This is a genomic window from Curtobacterium oceanosedimentum, from assembly GCF_040545555.1.
GTDB lineage: Bacteria > Actinomycetota > Actinomycetes > Actinomycetales > Microbacteriaceae > Curtobacterium.
On the sequence record NZ_JBEPMD010000005.1, the window covers coordinates 250419 to 268828 of the forward strand.

Consider the following 18410-nt stretch of genomic DNA (forward strand, 5'->3'; position numbering starts at 1 on the left):
CTGAGCAGGCGGGCCGGTCGACCTCGGTCAGCCCGCGGCGATCGCGCCCATCTCGGCGACGACGGCCCGGAGCTTCGCCGCGAGTTCGTCGCTGTCCCCGACGGTGTCGCGGTGCGCGACCTCGGACAGGGCCGACAGCACGAGTCCGACGGCAGTGCGGGCGGTCTGCTCGTCGGTGCGCGACGACACCGTGGCCAGGAGTGACTGCCGCGACTCGGCCATCCACTGCATCACCATCGGGGCCATCTCCGGCCGGAGCACCAGGAGCTCCTTCATCCGGCGGCGGTCCTGGGAGAGCGGGACGGTCGCAGCGATCAGGACGCAGAGGTCGTCCACGAGCCGGCCGTCCGCCTCGGCGAACCGCGTCGCCGCCCACTCCGGCACCTCGACGGTGTCGAGACCGAGTGCGGCGTGCGCCTTCGACGTGAAGTAGTTGAAGAACGTCCGCGGGGAGACGTCGGCGTCGCTGCAGATCTGCTCGACGGTGACGCCGTCGAGACCGTGCTCGGACACGAGCGTCAGGGCGGCGTCGTGGAGCGCCTGCCGGGTCTGCTGCTTCTTCCGCTCGCGCAACGTGCACGGCGCGGTCGTCGGCTCCGGTGCTGCTGTGGTGCTCACGTGCACTCCTGTGGTGCTGGTCGGCCACCGTGTCCAGCGGTGGCCCGGGTCGTGTGTGCCGGTCGTGCCCGGCACGGGGAGGCCGCCCGCGCCCCGGGTGGGGTGCGGGCGGCCGAGGGTCACCGGCGCTGGGTCGGCGTGGAGCCGGTCATCGGTCCGGTGAACGATCCGGCCTCGGCAGCGGCGAGCCCGGCGCGGGCCTCGAGCTCGGCCTCGGGGGATGCCTCGTCGGACGACGACCCGTTGGCGGCGTCGTGCTGCTCCTGCAGTGCCGAGCGCTGGCGCAGCGGCGGCACCCGGAAGAACCAGGTGAGCACGAAGGCGAGCAGGATCACGCCGAGTCCGACCCAGTAGATCGTGACGGACGAGGCGTTGAAGCCCGCCATAAACGGCCGCGTGAGGCGGCTGTCGGCACCGGTGAGGAACGAGGTGTCGTTCGTGCTGGTCGCCGCGGAGTCCGAGCTGGCGCCGTCGTCGATCTTCTTCGCGAGGGCCGGCGTGAGCTCGTCCACCCAGTACGACCGCTGCGAGGCGTTCGACCAGTCGACCGACACGGTGCCGTCCTGCACGCTGGCGTGTGCCTGGTCGGCCACGGCCTCGAGGGCTGCGGCCTCGGCTGCCGGGGTGGCCGCCGCGACCTGCTGGTCGATGACGCCCTGCGCCGCGGCTGCGGGGACGGCGCCGGCTGCGACCCGCTGCTGCACGGCTGCGGTGACCTGCTGCGTGACGGCCTGGTCGGCCGCCTGCTTCGCCTGGGTCGACGCGTCGTCGAGCTGCGACTGCACGGTCTGCTGGAGCGGGGTGGTGATCGGGGCCCAGATCTTCTCGATCGCGCCCTGGTTCGCCGGCTTGCCGGCGACGGCCGGGTCGAGTGCCGCGGACAGCGCCGGCTTCAGGTCGGCCTGGTTCGCGGTCGCCGTCAGGATGTTGTTCGGCATCACCGAGAACAGGATCGACAGGAGGACGGCGGTGCCGAGCGTGCCGCCGATCTGGCGGAAGAACGTGGCCGACGAGGTGGCGACGCCCATGTCCCGGGCCTCGACCGAGCCCTGGGACGCCAGGGTCAGCGACTGCATGACCGAACCGAGCCCGAGCCCGATGAGGAACATGCCGATCATGAGGAACCAGAGCGGCTTGTCGATCGTCATGAAGGTCAGGACGACGTAGCCGGCCGACACCAGGAAGGTGCCGATGACCGGGAAGATCCGGTAGCGGCCGACGCGAGCGACGATCTGACCGGAGGTGATCGAGGCGATCATCAGCCCACCGACGAGCGGCAGCGTGGCGAAGCCGGACTCGGTCGGGGTCAGGCCGACGACGATCTGCAGGTAGAGCGGGATGGTCAGCATGGCGCCGAACATCGCGAAGCCGACCAGGAAGCCGATGACGGTCGCCATCGAGAACGTGCCCGAGCGGAAGAGCTTGAGCGGGATGATCGCCGCGTCGCCCATCTTCGACTCGACGAGCAACAGCGCGACGAGCCCGAGGGCACCGATCACGTAGCTGGCGATCGCCGCGGGGGAGCCCCAGCCCCAGGTGCGGCCCTGCTCGGCGACGAGCAGCAGCGGGACGAGCGTGACGATGACCGCCGTGGCGCCCCACCAGTCGACCTTCGGCTTGTCGCCCGTGCCGTGCACCTTCGGCAGGTGCAGGAAGACGATCACCATGATGAGCGCGGCGACGCCGATCGGGACGTTGATGAGGAGCACCCAGCGCCACCCGGTGATCCAGAGGATCTCCGAGGAACCGGCGAGCAGACCACCGATGAGCGGGCCGATGACGGACGAGATGCCGAACACGGCGAGGAAGTACCCCTGGTACTTGGCGCGCTCGCGCGGGGCGAGGATGTCGCCCATGATCGCGAGCGGGAGCGACATGAGCGCGCCTGCACCGATGCCCTGCACGGCGCGGAAGGCCGCGAGCATGAGCATCGAGGTGGACATCGAGGACAGCACGGCGCCGAGGATGAACACGACGATGCCGAAGATGTAGAGCGGCCGGCGTCCGAAGATGTCGGAGAGCTTGCCGTAGATCGGCGTCGCGATCGTCGACGTGATCAGGTAGGCCGTGGTCACCCAGGCCTGCTGGTCGAGACCGTGCAGGTCGTCGCCGATGGTGCGGATCGCCGTGCCGAACACCGTCTGGCCGAGGGACGACAGGAACATGCCCGCCATCAGGCCGTAGATCACGAGGAGGATCTGGCGGTGCGTCATGAGCGGCTGCTGGCCGGGTGCGCCGGACACTCCGGGTGCCGCGTCGGGCCCGGCGCCGTGGCGGCCGGGCTGCACCGAGACGGGTGCGGTGGCGGTCATCGAACTCCTTTTTCGTACTGTGTAACTTTGCAGACCGCGCAACGATACATCCGATGGTTCCGCAATGCAACTAAATGCGGACGGACGGGAGGCCCGTGGCGGGCCCGCCACGGGCCTCCCGTCCGTCCACAGCGCACCTGGCGGCGTCAGCGGACGTCCGCCGTCCGAGGTACCGTTTCCCCATGAGCACGGACACCGAAACCGCCACCGAGACCACCGACGAGGGGCCCGTGGTGACCTTCGCCGACCTCGGCCTGAGCGACGCGGTGCTCAAGGCCGTCAAGGACATCGGCTACGAGACCCCCTCCGCCATCCAGGAGGCGACCATCCCGACGCTGCTCGAGGGGCGCGACGTCGTCGGCCTCGCGCAGACCGGTACCGGCAAGACCGCGGCGTTCGCGCTGCCGATCCTGTCCCGCATGGAGGCAGGCAGCAAGGTGCCCCAGGCCCTCGTGCTGTCGCCGACCCGTGAGCTCGCGCTGCAGGTGTGCGAGGCGTTCGAGCAGTTCGCGTCGCACATGAAGCACGTGCACGTCCTGCCCGTCTACGGCGGCCAGGCGTACGGCGTGCAGCTGTCGGCACTGCGCCGTGGCGTCGACGTCGTGGTCGGCACGCCCGGCCGCATCATGGACCACATCGCGAAGGGCACGCTCGACCTGTCCGCGCTGAAGTACCTCGTGCTCGACGAGGCCGACGAGATGCTCAAGATGGGCTTCGCCGAGGACGTCGAGACGATCCTGGCCGAGACGCCGGACGACAAGCAGGTCGCACTGTTCTCGGCGACGATGCCCGCGCAGATCCGCCGCATCTCGCAGCAGTACCTGACCGACCCGTCCGAGATCACGGTCAAGACCAAGACGAAGACCGCCGCGAACATCACGCAGCGCTACCTCATGGTGTCGTACCCCCAGAAGGTCGACGCGCTCACCCGCATCCTCGAGGTCGAGGACTTCGAGGGCATGATCATCTTCGTCCGCACGAAGAGCGAGACCGAGACCCTGGCCGAGAAGCTCCGCGCCCGCGGGTACGCCGCAGCCGCCATCAGCGGCGACGTCGCCCAGGCGCAGCGCGAGCGCACGGTCAACCAGCTGAAGTCCGGCAAGCTCGACATCCTCGTCGCCACCGACGTCGCCGCCCGTGGTCTCGACGTCGACCGCATCACCCACGTCGTGAACTTCGACATCCCCGTCGACATCGAGTCCTACGTCCACCGCATCGGCCGCACCGGTCGCGCGGGCCGCAAGGGCGACTCGATCAGCTTCGTCACCCCGCGCGAGCGTCGTCTGCTCTCGGCCATCGAGCGTCACACGAAGCAGCCGCTCACGCAGATGCAGCTGCCCACGGTCGACGACGTCAACGAGACGCGCCTGAGCCGGTTCGACGACGCGATCACGGCGGCGCTCGAGCAGCAGGACCGCATCGAGAAGTTCCGCGACGTCATCGCGCACTACGTCCGCAACCACGACGTCCCGGCAGAGGACGTCTCGGCCGCGCTCGCGGTCGTGGCGCAGGGTGACTCTCCGCTGCTGCTCGACCCGGCCGACGACCAGCTCCGCAACCAGGTCGACCGCGACGGCCGTCGCGGTGACCGCCGTGACCGGGACGACGACCGCGGCGGCCGTGAGGACCGCGGGCCGCGCCGGTCGCAGCCGATGACCGCCTACCGCATCGAGGTCGGGCGTCGCCACCGGGTCGAGCCGCGCCAGATCGTCGGCGCGCTCGCGAACGAGGGCGGCCTGCGCCGCGACGACTTCGGCGCGATCCAGATCCGGCCGGACTTCTCGATCGTTGAGCTGCCCGAGAGCATGGACCCCGGTGTGCTCGACCGCCTGTCGGACACCCGGATCAGCGGGAAGCTCATCGAGATCAAGCCGGACCGCCGCGGTGGTGCCCGTCGGTACGACCGTGACGACCGCGGTCCGCGCGGGCCCCGCCGCGACGACGACCGTCCGCGCCGGGACGACCGACGCGACGACCGTCCCCGCTACGACGACGACCGTCCGGCACGCAAGCCGCGCCACTGACGTCAGCCAGCACGGCGTCAGCCAGCACCGGCGTCAGCCAGCACCGGCGTCAGCCGGAGCTGACGTCAGCAATCACAGGAGTCGGGGCGGGCCCGGCCACGGGTCGGGAGCGCGCCGTCCCCGTGGGGTGGGTCGCGCCTCCAGGCCGGTCCGCTCAGGCGGTCAGCCCGTCCACCGTGCGGCGGCAGACCTCGTCCCACGGCGTCGGACCGAAGCCGAAGTGCGATCGCGTCGCCGTGTCGTCGACGACGTAGGGCGCCGACCACTGGTACCCGAGCTGCGCGACCTCCCGCATGAACGGGACCACCGCGCCGATGCTGCGGATCAGACCGATCGGCAGCGATCGGACGCGGACGGCAGGGCGGCCGGCCGTCCGGAGCATCTCGGTGAGGACCTGTTCCTGGGTCCGCGGCGCGTTGGTCGGGACGATCCAGGTCCGGCCGTGTGACCGCTCGTCGTCCACGGCGGCGACGAGGAGCCGCGCGACGTCGCCGACGTCGGTGTACGAGTGCGGCTGGTCGGACCGGCCGATCACGGTGACGGGCTTCCCGCGCAGCGCGGCCGGGAGCACGCGGGTGACGTGCCCGTTCATGCCGGTGCCGGGTCCCACGTAGTCAGCGCCGCGGACCTCGACCGTGCGGATGCGTCCGGCCTCGTGCGCGGCCAGGGCGTCCGCCCACATCCGCGCGCGCAGGATGCCCTTGTGGTCGGTCGCGGCATCGGGCAGGTCGGCGTGCATCGGGCCGTCGACCGGGCCGTACGGGTACAGGTTGCCGGTGATCGCGTACACGGCGCCGGTCCGCTCGGCGGTGGTGAGGAGCGAGGACGCCAGCGGCGGCCACACGCGCTCCCACTGCGTGTAGTCGCCCGGGTTGGCGCAGTTGACCAGCGCTGCCGCGCCCTCGGTGACGGCTGTCAGCGCGTCCGCGTCGGCGGCGTCGAGCCCGACGTGCCGGACGCCGGGCAGTCCGGTGTCGCGTCCGGAGCGGGTGACGACGACGACCTCGTCGCCGCGCTCGGACAGCAGGGCTGCGGTGTGGCGGCCGACGGGGCCGGCACCGACGACGACGTGGTGACCTGACATGGTTCCTCCTGAGTTCGGGAGAGCACCGCTCTCGAAAGTCATCATGCAGGGCCGCCGACCGGATCGCAAGAGCAGTGCTCTCGTTTGTGTGCGGTGCTCTCCCGTGGCACGCTGGAGGGATGGTGGAACAGGCGAGGACCGCGCGGTCCCGGGCTCGCGAGGCCGTGCACGCGAGCATCCTGGCGGCCGCGCGCGCCCGCCTCACCGAGGAGGGGCCGGCGCAGTTGAGCCTGCGCGCCGTCGCGCGCGACGTCGGCCTGGTGTCCTCCGCCGTCTACCGGTACTTCCCGAGCCGTGACGACCTGCTCACCGCGCTGCTCGTGCTCGACTACGACGAGCTCGGCGCCGAGGTCGAGGCGGCGGAGGCGCCCGTCGACCGCGCCGACCACGTCGGCCGGTGGGTCGCCGCGTGCCGCGCCGTCCGACGGTGGGCTATCGGACACCCCGGCGACTTCGCGCTCCTGTACGGCTCGCCCGTCCCCGGGTACGTCGCGCCCCAGGACACGGTGGAGCCCGCCTCGCGGACGACCCACGTGCTCGTCCGCGTGGTCACCGACGCGTGGGCGGACGTCGCCGGGTCGGAGCTGCCGCCGGACTGGAGGCTCGGTGCCGGTCCGTCGATCGGCTCACGTCCCGGGGCGCCCGGTGCCGTCGCCGACGCGGTCGCCTACACACGGGCGCGCGGCTTCCACGACGACCCGTCGGCCGAGGTCGTCCTGCGGACCCTGATGGCCTGGACGACCGTGTTCGGCGTCCTGTCGTTCGAGCTCTTCGGGCACGCGGTCGGTTCGGTGACCGACCCGGCGGCCTACTTCGACGAGGTGATCGTCCGCCTGGCGCACGACCTGGGGCTCACCGAGTCCCGTTGAGGCGATCTCACCACCCGAACGGGGCGGCGGGCTGACAGGCGTGCCCTGCCTGCGGTAGACAAGGCGGTACGGCGCACTCACCCCGCGTCGGCCGGCTGCAGCAGGAAGGACGCCGATGACCGCGCTCGACGTCAGCCGTCAGGACCGTCGCCGACTCACCAACGGCACCGCGACCAGGCGGCTCGTGACCGTGCGCACCGTCGCACTGCTGGCATCGATCGCCGGCGTGAACTACATCGTCTGGCGGTGGGCCGCGTCGGTGAACTGGCACTCGTGGTGGATCGCGGTGCCGCTGATCCTCGCCGAGACCTACAGCGTGATCGACTCGCTGCTGTTCGCCTTCGGGGCGTGGCGGCTCCGCGAGCGCGGGGAGCCGCCGACGAAGCCCGCCGGTGACGTCACCGTCGACGTCTTCATCACGACGTACAACGAACCGGTCGACCTGGTGGTCCGCACCGCCCGTGCGGCGAAGGCGATCACGCACCCGCACCAGACGTGGATCCTCGACGACGGGAACCGTCCGGAGATGCGCGCCGCTGCCGAGTCGCTCGGCATCGGTGTCATCACGCGTGGTGCCGACTGGGTCGACCGTCCGCGCCACGCCAAGGCCGGCAACCTCAACAACGCGCTGCTCGCCACCCAGGGCGAGTTCCTGCTCATCCTCGACGCCGACCAGGTGCCCGAGCCGTCGATCCTCGACCGGACCCTCGGCTACTTCAAGGACGAGCGGATGGCGCTCGTGCAGACGCCGCAGTGGTTCGAGAACGTGCCGGAGGCCGACCTGCTCGGGAGCCAGGCCCCGCTGTTCTACGGGCCGATCCAGCAGTCGAAGGACGGTTGGAACGCCGCGTTCTTCTGCGGCTCGAACGCGATCCTCCGGCGCGAGGCGCTCATGCAGCTCGGCGTCACCCGGTACGTGCGCGAGGTCGAGGAGTCCGTCGAGCGCACCGTCAAGACCGCGCGGAAGCTGCTCGCCCGGGCGCGGGAGACCGAGACCGACCCGCGCGTGCTCGAGGCGCTCGACAACGCGGAGGAGGTCGTCGAGCGGGCGCGGGAGCAGATCGACCGCGGCGAGCCGCTCGGTGACGTCACCTACGACTTCCAGCGCGGCATCGACGCGATCGCCTACCGCTTCGCCGCCGCCGACCTCGAGTCCGTCCGCCGTGACCTGCAGGAGCTCGCGGCGATGTCGACCGAGGCGGACACCTTCGCCGGTCTCGACGACGCAGCGCTCGACGTGCTCGGTCGTCGTGACGCCTCGCCCGTCGCCGCCATCGAGTCGATCGCGGTGCTCGCCCGCGCACTCGACGTCAACCGGGACGACGAGGCCCAGCCGATCATGCCGCTGGCCACGATCTCCGTGACCGAGGACATGGCCACCGCGATGCGCCTGCACGGCCTCGGCTGGAAGTCCGCGTACCACGACGAGATCCTCGCGAAGGGGCTCGCGCCGGAGGACCTGCCGACCATGCTCGTGCAGCGGCTGCGCTGGGCGCAGGGCACCATGCAGGTGTTCTTCCGCGAGAACCCCCTCGTGCAGAAGGGTCTGTCGTGGGGGCAGCGGCTCATGTACTTCTCGACGATGTGGAGCTACCTGTCGGGCTTCGCGGCGGTCGTGTACATCGCGGCCCCGGTGCTCTGCCTGTCGTTCGGCGTCGTGCCCGTGCAGGCCTACAGCGTCGACTTCTTCGTGCGGCTCATCCCGTTCCTCGTGCTCAACCAGCTGCTGTTCTGGGTGGTGGCCGCCGGGAGACCCACGTGGCGTGGGCAGCAGTACTCGCTCGCGCTGTTCCCCGTCTGGATCGAGTCGGTGACGAGCGCGTTCGAGAACGTGTTCCGCGGCAAGCCACTGGGCTTCCGCGTGACGCCGAAGGTCAAGGACGAGTCCGACCAGCGACCGCGGTGGGACCTTGTGAAGCCCCAGCTGTACGCGATGGGTGCGCTCGTCGCCGCCCTCGTGATGATCGCGATCCGGTACGCCACCGGCCAGGCGGACGGCATCGCGCCGCTCGTGAACACCGCGTGGGTGGTCTTCGACCTGTTCATCTTCAGCATCGTCGTCCGCGCCGTGCTCTACCGCGGACCGGACGCGGGGACACCGCAGTCCGAACACGTGTCCTCGACGGCAGGAGGCCCCCTGTGACCGACCACCAGTTGACCTTCGACGTCCCGGCGGTCACCGAGTCGCTCGACGTCGTGCAGGACCGGTTCGGTGCGTGGTGGGACACCCTGGGCATCGACGACGCGCGGCTCCGCTTCTCGCTCGAGACCGCCCTGGCCGAGATCGCCGCGAACATCGTCGAGCACACCCGTCGCACGGACGTCGAGGCCGGACGCGGGTACACGGTGCAGCTCTCCGCCACGGACGCCGAGCTCGTCGCGGTGCTCACCGACAACGGTCGCCCCGCGGACGTCGACCTGTCCGCCGTGACCATGGCCGACACCGACGAGGAGAGCGGTCGCGGCCTCGCCCTCGCGCTCGCCGCCCTCGATCGCCTGGAGCACGCGCACACCGGCGGCCACAACATCTGGACCTTGGCGTGCAACCGGTGAGGGGCGCCCTGGCCAAGACCGTCGCGTTCCTCGTCGTCGTGGGGACGCTGCTGCTCGGCGGAGCGCTCCCGGCGTCGGCGGCGGCGACGGTGACGTCGACCGGCGCGGCCACGTCGTCACCTGACCCGACGGCGTCACCGGACCCGACGTCCTCACCGGCGCCCACGTCCCCGGCGACCGCACCCGGTACGGCGACCAGCGCCTCCCGGACGGGTGCCGGCCTGCTGCCGGCCGACGGCCTGGCCTGGTACGGACCCGACCTCGACTGGGGGCCGGACGCCCCGGACGGCTACGCCGGACGGCTCGGTGCCGACCCGTCGATGTACGGCGTCGAGCTCGACTACCCCTTCGACCGTACGGCCCGCGAACAGTACGACCGCGCGACCCGCGCCGCCGCCGCACGGGGTGCCGTGCTGGTGGTGACGCTCACCCCGACGCAGCCGCTCGGGTCCCTGAGCCGTGACGACGCGCGCGCCGCGAACCGTCTGTTCGAGGAGGCGCACGCCCAGTACGACACCCAGGTGCTCGTCCGGTTCGCACCGCAGATGAACGGAACGTGGGTCCGCTGGGGGCAGCAGCCGACCGCCTACGTCAGCGCCTTCCGCGCCTTCGCCGGAGTCGTGCACCGGGGCGACTCCGATGCAGCGATGGTGTGGTCGCCGTCGTACGGCGCCGGCTACCCCTTCGGGGAGTCCGCGGGACGACTCGAGGACCTCTCCGCCGTCGACGTCGCCAAGGCCGACACGAACGGCGACGGGCGACTCGACGCAGCAGACGACCCGTACGGGCCGTACTGGCCCGGCGCGTCGAGCGTCGACTGGGTCGGCCTGTCGATGTTCTTCTTCGGCAAGGGGAAGTCGACCGAGGCCGCCGGCCGCGACGTCCCGCTGACGACGAACGAGGCTCCGAGCGCCGGTGAGGTCGAGGCGCGCTTCGACGAGACCTGGGGCTACCAGGAGCGGCAGTCCGAGGGCACGTTCACCGAGCGGTTCGCCCAGGGCGAGGACCGCCCGATGCTGCTCGACACCGGCGCGCTGTACGACCACTCGCTCGACGGCGACAGCCAACTCGAGGTCAAGCGCTCCTGGTGGCGGCAGGTGTTCGCCGCCGTGCAGGACCGACCGGAGGTGCGCGGCGTCACCTTCCTCGAGACGAACCGTCGTGAACCCGAGGCCGACAACCGCGTCGCCGACTGGCGCAACACCGCCGTCCCGGGCGTCGCCGGGTCGTTCCGCGTCGACCTGCAGGCGACGGACCGCTTCGAGGGTGGACCGGTCACCGACCGGGTCACCCCGCAGGACGGCGCCGGCGCGATCAGCCAGGAGTACGAGACCGGCGGCGACCAGATGGCGTGGATCGTCTGGTGCGCCTTCGGCCTCGCGGCGGCCTTCCTGCTGAGCGGACTGGTCGGGCGGCTGCTGCCGAGCTGGCGGTACCCGGACGACGGCAAGCCGGGCCGCGACCTGCGCCTCGACCTGTTCCGCGGGTTCATCATCCTCGCGGTGGTGATCACGCACATCGAGATCGGCGGCCCGTACTCGTACATCACGCTGCACGCGACGGGCGCCATCACCGGTGCCGAGATGTTCGTCTTCCTGTCCGGCATGGTGCTCGGGATGACGTACCCGTTCGCGATCAAGAAGTTCGGCGAGTGGGTGGCGGCGGTCGGCGCGTGGAAGCGGGCGCGCAAGCAGTACCTCGTGACGCTCGGGGTGATCCTGGTCGTCTTCGCGCTGAGCTTCGTGCCCTTCCTGAACACCGACGCGATCACGACGTTCACCGACCGGGGGACCGGCACCGGGGGTGTCGGGGCCGAAGGGCGCGTGTACGACCTCTACCCGAACGCGATGCAGCTGCTGTCCTACCCGCCGCCTTGGTACGCGATCCGACAGTTCCTGCTGCTCGAGATGGGGCCGTGGCCGTTCAACATCATGGGGCTGTTCGTCGTGCTCAGCCTGTTCATCCCGGTCTTCATGTGGGTGATCAAGCGGGGGTTCTGGTGGGCGCTGCTGCTCGTGAGTTGGGGCCTCTACGCGTTCCAGGTGCTCAACCCGGACTTCCGCCCCGTGAACGCGCAGTTCGAGGGGGTGTTCCCGCTCCTGATCTGGCAGGTCGTGTTCACGCACGGTCTCGTGCTCGGCTACTACCGGCGCCAGATCATCACCGCGCTGACCGGGCGGCTCGGCAAGGTGCTCGTCGGCGTGGGGATCACCGGGTACGCGCTGTTCTTGGTCTACGTCTGGGCGGCGCACCAGTACGGGTTCACGCCCGTGCCGTTCCCGGCGTCGATGTACGACGACCTCTACAACACGGCGTACCAGCGCGTCGACCTGCAGTGGGGGCGTCTGGTGGACATCGCGTTCTTCGCGATCGTGTCCTACGCGATCCTCACCGTGTTCTGGAAGCCGATCAACGCCGTCATCGGATGGCTGTGGATCCCGATCGGCCAGGCCAGCTTGTACGTGTTCGTCTGGCAGGTCTTCTTCGCGCTGGCCATCGCCTCGATCCCGGGCGTGAACTGGTTCAACGGCTGGATCGGCTTCGCGGCCCACACGGCCCTGATCCTGCTCGTCTGGTACATGATCCGGAAGCGGTTCATGTTCTCGGTCATCCCGCGCTGACCCGCTCGATGCTCCGCTGCAGCGGGCCCCGAGTCTCGTCCTCACCGACGGTTCTCGCGGTCGGCGGCGCGAGGACCGTCGCTGAGCCCGAGTCTCGTGGCGGTCCGCGCGCGCGGGACCGGGACGGACGGGAGGCGCGGTGCGGGTCGGACCCGCACCGCGCCTCCCGTCCGGTGCTGCGTCAGGCGCGGCGGCGGCGAGCCAGCGCGATCCCCAGTCCGGCTGCCAGCGCCAGGGCGCTGCCCGCCGCGAGCGGCAGGACGTCGGCGCCGGTGAACGCGAGCGCCCCCGACGGCTGGCCGGCTGGTGCTCCCGGTGCCGGGTCGACGACGAAGGCGAACGTGCCCCACGTGGCGACCGACCCGTCGGCGCGCTGGCCGACGAGGGTGTGCTCACCCGCCGCGAGGTCGACCGGCAGCTGCAGGGTCAGCACCCCGTCGTCGTCGGTCGGGTCGTCGCCGAGGTACTCGGCGTCGGAGTGCACGAACCAGTCGAGCGGGGCGCCGGCGAGCTCGCGGGGGACGGTGACGGTGACGGTGCCCGCCTCCTCGTCGACGGCGTCCACCCGCAGCGTGTGGGTCGCCTCGGTGAGCGTCGCGAGGTCCGCGGCGACGGGAGCCTCGTCGGACGGCGTGCCGGGGTCGGTCGGCTCGGTGCCGGGGTCGGTCGGCTCGGTCGGGTCGGTGCCGGGGTCGGTCGGCTCGGTCGGCTTCTGCAGCGTGACCCGGTCGACCACGGTCATGTCCGCCGACCGGTAGGTCGTCATCGCGATGGCGTCGCCCGAGACCTCGACGTTCGTGAAGTTCGGCGTGTACTCCTGGTTCTGCACGGCGGCGAAGTCGAACGGTCCGGGCGTGATGTCGTAGTACTTGCTGCCCGACGACGAGTTCGCCGTGACGTAGAGCACCTCGTCGCCCGTGGGCGTGACCGTCTCCGTGGGGGCGCCGGTACCGACCGGGGTCGTACCGCTCATCAGGTAGCTGCGGACGTACACGTGGTCGTGCCCCATGAGCACCAGGTCCACGTCGAGCGCGCTGAGCGCCGGCGGCAGGTCGGCGCGGCGGGTGACGATGTCCGAGTCGTCCGCGTGCGACGCCGTGCTGTACACCGAGTGGTGGAAGGTGACGACCTTCCAGCGCGCCTCGTCGCCGTGCTCCGCGAGCACCTCCTCCGCGAACTCGGCGTGCCCGGCGTCGTCCATGTCGTTCGAGTTGAACGAGATGTAGAGCGTGTCCCCGTAGGTGAACCAGTAGTCGCCGCCCGCGCGAACGGCATCGGGCTTGCCGTGCTCGGTGGAGACGTTCGGCAGGTTGAAGTGCTGCTCGTAGGCCAGGCTCGCCACGTCGTGGTTGCCGATGTTCGTCACGAGCGGGATGCGGCCGAGCTGGTCCGGCGAGAGGAAGCCCTCGTACTGCGCCTCGTTCGAGGCCGTGTTGACCTGGTCGCCGGCGGAGAACACCATCTCGGAGTCCGGGAAGGCACGCTCGGCCACGTTCATCGTGTCGACCCAGCCCGCCGTGTCCGACGCCGCGTTGCCGGAGGCGCCGATCTGCGCGTCGCCGATGAAGACGAACGAGTAGTCGCCGTCCCCGTCACCCGTGCGGAAGGTGGTGACCGGGCTCCAGCCGTCGGTGTCGCTCCCGACCCGGTAGGCGTACTCGCTCGAGGGTGCGAGACCCGCGAGCGTCGCGTGGTGGTACTGCTGCCCGTCGGTGGCGGTGCCGGAGGTGCTGGCGACCTCGGTGGCGCCGGTCGCCGGGAAGGCGCCGTCGACGAGGCGGGACGCCGGGACGACCTGCGCGCCCTCGGCAGCGGCGGAGTCGGAGTACCAGGCGAGGTTCCGCGACGAGGCGTCGGCTCCGATCGTCATCACCACGTCGGAGATCGTCGCGGGCTGCGCGGCGTCCACGGGGGTCAGCGACGGCATCTCGAAGTAGACGTCGGAGCTGTTCGAGCGTCCCTGGTACAGCGCGACCGCGATGTCGTTCTCGCCCTCGTGGAGCAGCGAGGCGTCGACGGAGAACGTGCTCGTGTCCGGGTCGGCGCCGTTGTCGCCCGCGTACTGCACGTTCTGCGTGACGCCGCCGTCCTCGAAGCCGGCGACCTTCGTGCCGTTCACGTACACGACGAGGGCGTCGTCGTACACGACCTCGGCGGTGAGGGACTTCCACGCCGCCAGGTCGGTCGCGTCGGCCTCGAACGAGGAGCGGAAGAAGTAGGTCGGGACGTCCTTGCCGTCCGCCAGGTACTGCTCGAGGAGGGTGTCGACGGTGTGCCCGCCGCCCATGCCCGTCGCCGCGCCGTTCTTCGCGCCGAACGAGCCCGTGCCGGTCTTCCAGTCGCCCGTGGGCAGGGCGCCCGTCGTCCAGGCGGTGCGGTCGGGCTGCCCGGCAGCGGGGTCGGACCCGTCCTCCAGGTACTGCCACTCGGTGGTCGAGGTGACGAGCGGTGCCTCCTCGGCCGAGGCGGCGGGGACGGAACCGATCATCGTCAGGGCGGCGATCGCGGCGAGGGCCGCGGTGGTGGCTCCGACCGTGCGTGCGGTGCGCCGCGGTCGTGCGGGGTGCTGCGGGGTCATGGTGTCCTTGTCGTCGTGACCCCCTCGTGGGGGCCTGGGACATCCGATCCTGCTGAGTTGTCCCACAGGTTTCCGGCGGTCGTACGGGCGTGGAACTGTCAGGACGCACAGCTGCGGTGGCCCGACGCGCCCGTTCCTTCCCATCGCGCGTGGAGTGGGAAGCGGAACCGCGCGTACCTGGTCAGAAGGAACGACCTGGTACGCGCGATCTCGCCTGGTACGCGCGATTCCACCTGCCAGGGCCGGCGCGACCAGCTGACGGACGGGAGGCGCGGTGCCAGCTGGCACCGTCCTCCCTCGCGGGCTCGGTCGGCGCGCCCCGCGCAACGCTTCGCGTTGCCGCTGAGCGGGGCGCGCCCGTCCGTCACGTGGTCGCGTCAGCGCGACGTGCTGCCCAACGGCTGCGGGTCCACCGGGTCCGGCGGCACGGGCAGCGACCCACGGACCTGGTTCTGCGCCTGGCAGTCGCTCGTGCAGTTCGTCGCGCCCTGCGAGAGCTCGACCGCGTCCTCGCCGAGCACGCCTCCCATGCGGCCGCCGGGCTGCACGGTCCACGTCGTCGTCGTGGCCGTCTGCGAGGTCTTCGTCGCGACCTGCGGGCTGTCCTTGCCGAGCAGCATCTGGTGCGCGTCGCTGCCCCCGGCCACCGCCGCGACCCCGTCGCCGAGGTTGATCTTCCCGGTGTACGGGTTCGTGAAGTAGAACAGGCCGGCACCGAGCGTGTGCGTGAACGTCACCGGCTGGGCGAACTCGGTCTCCATCTGGAAGATGCCGCCCTGGGCGCCGTCCTTCGCCTGGATCTTGAACTTGCCCGCACCGGTGCCGAAGATCGCGACGAGCGTGTCGTCGCGGACCTCGAGCGAGGACAGCTTCGTGCCGGACAGTTGCGCGGCGGTGAGCGATGGGACCTTCGACGCGAAGACCACGGTCGGCTTCGTCACCATCCGCTGCGTGTCCGGGGCTCCCGTCAGCGTGTAGTCGTAGACGCCCAGGTCGGCCACGCGGATGTCGAAGCCGTTGTGCTTGCCGCGGACCGCGATGGTGCCGGTGACGGCGACGTCCTTCAGCTTGAAGTCCTTGCCGACGGCGGGGTTCGTCGTGGTGCCGTTCACCGTGACGGCGTAGTCGCCTCCGGTCGACGTCTTGCCGGACGCGGTCGCGGGGGAGACCCCGGCGAGGGCCGCTGCGGCGACGGCGCCGAGCGCGATCACGGCGGCGAGGCCGGTGGTGCGGCGTCGCGTGCGCTGGGTGGTCATGGGGTGCCTCCTGGGCTGGTCCGACGCGCCTGCGGTGGTCGCGTCCCTCGGGACGATCGTCGCCGTGACGCGGTGACCGCACCATCGGACCTTGGTACTAGTACCCGGACCGCCCGCACGTGGACGGCCGGGTCGTCACCAGCCGTGGTCGCGGGCCCAGAGCGCCGCACTCGTCCGGTCGGCGACGCCGATGCGGCGGAAGAGTGACCCGACGTGCACCTTCACGGTCCGCTCGGCGATCCCGAGTTCGGTCGCGATCTGCCGGTTCGACAGCCCGCGTGCGATCCGGACGAGCACGTCCCGCTCGCGCGGCGGCAGGTCCGGGGCGCGGTCGCGTGCCGGCTCCGGGCCGCGGTCGCGTGCCGGGACCGGAGCGTCGGGCAGCAGGGCGCGGGCGACCCGGGGGTCGACGGGCGCCTCGTCCCGCGCGGTCGAGCGGACCGCGGCGACCACCTGTTCGGGCGTGGCGTCCTTGAGCAGGTAGCCGGTCGCCCCGGCTGCCAGGGCGGCGCGGACGCGGTCGTCGTCGGAGAACGTGGTGAGGACGAGCACCCGGACGGTCGGCAGCACGGTGCGGATCGTCCGCGTCGCCTCGACCCCGCCGGCACCGGGCATCGAGAGGTCCATCACGACGACGTCCGGGTGCAGGGCACCGGCACGCTCCACGGCTTCCTCCCCCGTGCCCGCCTCGCCGACCACGTCGCAGTCGGTCGTCGTCGCGAGCACGGCGCGGAGCCCCTGCCGGACCAGGGCGTGGTCGTCGACGAGCAGCACCCTCACCGCAGCGACTCCGTCCGCGCGGGCAGCGTCAGCTCCCAGGTGGTCCCCGCGCCCGGTGCGGTCCGGAGCAGCAGCGAGCCGCCGGTGTCCTCGGCGACCTCGCGCAGGAGCGTCGTACCGAGGTGCCCCGTCGGCGCCGGACGGTCGAGGAGCGCCGGGTCGAACCCCACCCCGTCGTCGGTCACGCGGACCAGCAGGTCCCCTCCGTCGGCGCGAGCCACGACGCCGATCCGGGATGCCCCGGCGTGCTTCGCGGCGTTCCACACGGCCTCACGCACGAAGCGCACGACCGCGGTCCGGGCGGCAGCCGACGCGTCGAGCGGCTCGGCGACGTCGACGTCGACGTCGGTGAGCACCCCGGCTGCTCGCGCCCGAGCACATGCGTCGTCGAGCGCCGCGCCGAGGCCGTCGCGCCCGGGATCGGCCGGGCGGATGGTCGCCATCGAGGTCCGGAGCGCGGACACCGCCTGCCGGAGTGTCTCGGCGGCCGCCCGCGTCTCGGGCACCGCACCGAGCGACAGCGCCAGTCCGGCGACGTCCTGCACCGGCCCGTCGTGCAGTTCGCCCGCGAGGCGACGTCGTTCGTCGGCCTCGGCGTCGAGCGCGCGCCCGAGCAGCCGCTCACGGAGGCGCTGGCCCGTGCGGATCCGCAGGAGCAGCCAGAGCAGGAGCGGGACGAGCAGCAGGAGGACGACCCCGACCGTGCCGAACGCCAGTGCGGCGAACGCCGTCCGCAGGTCGGCGGCGCGGGCGAGGACCTGGTCGTAGGGGCGGTACGCCTCGAACAGCAACGCCTCGCCGGACGGCGTGTGCACCGCCTGGTACGCCTCGAGCAGCGGTCCGTGTCCGCGTTCGTAGCGGTTCTCGGGCTCGTCCAGGTCGGACACCTCGGCGTCGGAGCGGTCGGTCCGGAGCGCCTCGAGGTCCTCGTCGGACAGCGGGAAGCGCTCGCCGACCAGTCGGGGCTCGTCGGACCAGAGCACGGTGCCGTCCGCGCCCCAGAGCTTCAGGCGCACGGTCGAACCGGCGCGGGACTCGCCGGCCAGGGCGTCGTCGAGTCGGGCGCGTGCGGCGGCACGGGTGCTCGGGTCGCGACCGGCGACGTCGTCGACGAGGGCGGGTTCCACCACGACGCGGGCGAGCGCGGCCGTGTCGGCGGTGGCGTCGCGGACGGCGAAGGACTCGGCGACGCGTTGCGCGACGAGAGTGCCGGCGGTCGCGACGACCGCACCGCCGAGCAGCGCGGCGACGACGACCCCGACGAGGACCCGTCGCCAGGGGGTCCGTGCGGCACGACGACGGGGATCCGCGGCGACGAGCACGACCGGGGTCGGCTGCCCGCTGGTCGACGCCCGTTGTCCACGCACGGAGCAACCGTAACCGGCCTGAGCTGTGCTCGGTTCCCGGTCGCGGCTGCTGGACGAGCGGGTCCGACCCGGGTGCTCGTTCCTTCCCATCACACGTGGAGTGGGAAGCGGAACCGCGCGTACCTGGTCAGGAGGAACGACCTGGTACGCGCGGATCCGTCTGGTACGCGCGGATCCGCCTGGCAGGGCGGCGTGACGAGGGGACGGACGGGAGGCGGGGGGGCCGCGGGGCCCCCCCCCCCCCCCCCGGGGGGGGGGGGGGCGCCCGCCCCCCCCCAAGCCAGCCGGGGACACCCCGGCACCAACCGCGGTCGCCCCCCCGAGACCACCAAGCGACCCCGCGGGCGC

Annotated in this window: 12 protein-coding genes; 5 read left to right on the top strand and 7 right to left on the bottom strand. The window is 71.7% G+C overall.

The window, feature by feature from the left end:
• Positions 1–27: 27 nt before the first annotated feature.
• Together ABIC52_RS07685 and ABIC52_RS07690 are read right to left on the bottom strand one after the other, a co-directional pair.
• Positions 28–618, bottom strand: coding sequence for a TetR/AcrR family transcriptional regulator (locus tag ABIC52_RS07685; protein ID WP_126890206.1), 591 nt, complete (start codon positions 616–618; stop codon positions 28–30).
• A gap of 119 nt (positions 619–737) precedes the next feature.
• The gene (locus ABIC52_RS07690; protein WP_354027038.1) at positions 738–2930 is read right to left on the bottom strand and encodes an MDR family MFS transporter; all 2193 of its coding nucleotides are present in this window, start codon (positions 2928–2930) and stop codon (positions 738–740) included.
• A gap of 182 nt (positions 2931–3112) precedes the next feature.
• Here ABIC52_RS07690 and ABIC52_RS07695 point away from each other — a divergent pair, with 182 nt between their 5' ends.
• Positions 3113–4954: a DEAD/DEAH box helicase gene (locus ABIC52_RS07695; RefSeq protein WP_354027039.1), complete on the top strand. Its 1842-nt coding sequence runs from the start codon at positions 3113–3115 to the stop codon at positions 4952–4954.
• A 154-nt stretch (positions 4955–5108) separates the two neighbouring features.
• Here the strand turns inward: ABIC52_RS07695 and ABIC52_RS07700 are convergent, their stop codons facing one another.
• On the bottom strand, positions 5109–6038 hold the full coding sequence (locus ABIC52_RS07700) for an NAD-dependent epimerase/dehydratase family protein (RefSeq protein WP_354027040.1): 930 nt from the start codon (positions 6036–6038) through the stop codon (positions 5109–5111).
• A gap of 119 nt (positions 6039–6157) precedes the next feature.
• Here ABIC52_RS07700 and ABIC52_RS07705 point away from each other — a divergent pair, with 119 nt between their 5' ends.
• From ABIC52_RS07705 to opgC, 4 genes are all read left to right on the top strand, one after another.
• Positions 6158–6907: a TetR/AcrR family transcriptional regulator gene (locus ABIC52_RS07705; RefSeq protein ID WP_354027041.1), complete on the top strand. Its 750-nt coding sequence runs from the start codon at positions 6158–6160 to the stop codon at positions 6905–6907.
• A 115-nt stretch (positions 6908–7022) separates the two neighbouring features.
• Complete coding sequence (locus tag ABIC52_RS07710; protein ID WP_354027042.1) at positions 7023–9050, top strand: glycosyltransferase; 2028 nt, start codon at positions 7023–7025, stop codon at positions 9048–9050.
• Positions 9047–9460, top strand: coding sequence for an ATP-binding protein (locus ABIC52_RS07715; RefSeq protein WP_354027043.1), 414 nt, complete (start codon positions 9047–9049; stop codon positions 9458–9460). The genes ABIC52_RS07710 and ABIC52_RS07715 overlap by 4 nt, the downstream gene beginning before the upstream one ends.
• Complete coding sequence (gene opgC / locus ABIC52_RS07720; RefSeq protein ID WP_354027044.1) at positions 9448–12081, top strand: OpgC domain-containing protein; 2634 nt, start codon at positions 9448–9450, stop codon at positions 12079–12081. Before ABIC52_RS07715 ends, opgC begins: the two co-directional genes overlap by 13 nt.
• Positions 12082–12262: 181 nt before the next feature.
• On the opposite strand, the gene ABIC52_RS07725 is transcribed toward opgC, so the two are convergent.
• The 4 genes from ABIC52_RS07725 to ABIC52_RS07740 form a co-directional block, all read right to left on the bottom strand.
• On the bottom strand, positions 12263–14659 hold the full coding sequence (locus ABIC52_RS07725) for a purple acid phosphatase family protein (RefSeq protein WP_354027045.1): 2397 nt from the start codon (positions 14657–14659) through the stop codon (positions 12263–12265).
• A 377-nt stretch (positions 14660–15036) separates the two neighbouring features.
• Positions 15037–15915 (bottom strand): hypothetical protein, encoded by an 879-nt coding sequence (locus ABIC52_RS07730; RefSeq protein WP_354027046.1) that lies wholly within the window; start codon positions 15913–15915, stop codon positions 15037–15039.
• Positions 15916–16050: 135 nt separating this feature from the next.
• A complete protein-coding gene (locus tag ABIC52_RS07735; RefSeq protein ID WP_354027047.1) occupies positions 16051–16695 on the bottom strand; it encodes a response regulator in 645 nt (214 codons plus the stop codon).
• On the bottom strand, positions 16692–18062 hold the full coding sequence (locus tag ABIC52_RS07740) for a sensor histidine kinase (RefSeq protein WP_354027048.1): 1371 nt from the start codon (positions 18060–18062) through the stop codon (positions 16692–16694). The genes ABIC52_RS07735 and ABIC52_RS07740 overlap by 4 nt, the downstream gene beginning before the upstream one ends.
• Positions 18063–18410 lie beyond the last annotated feature (348 nt).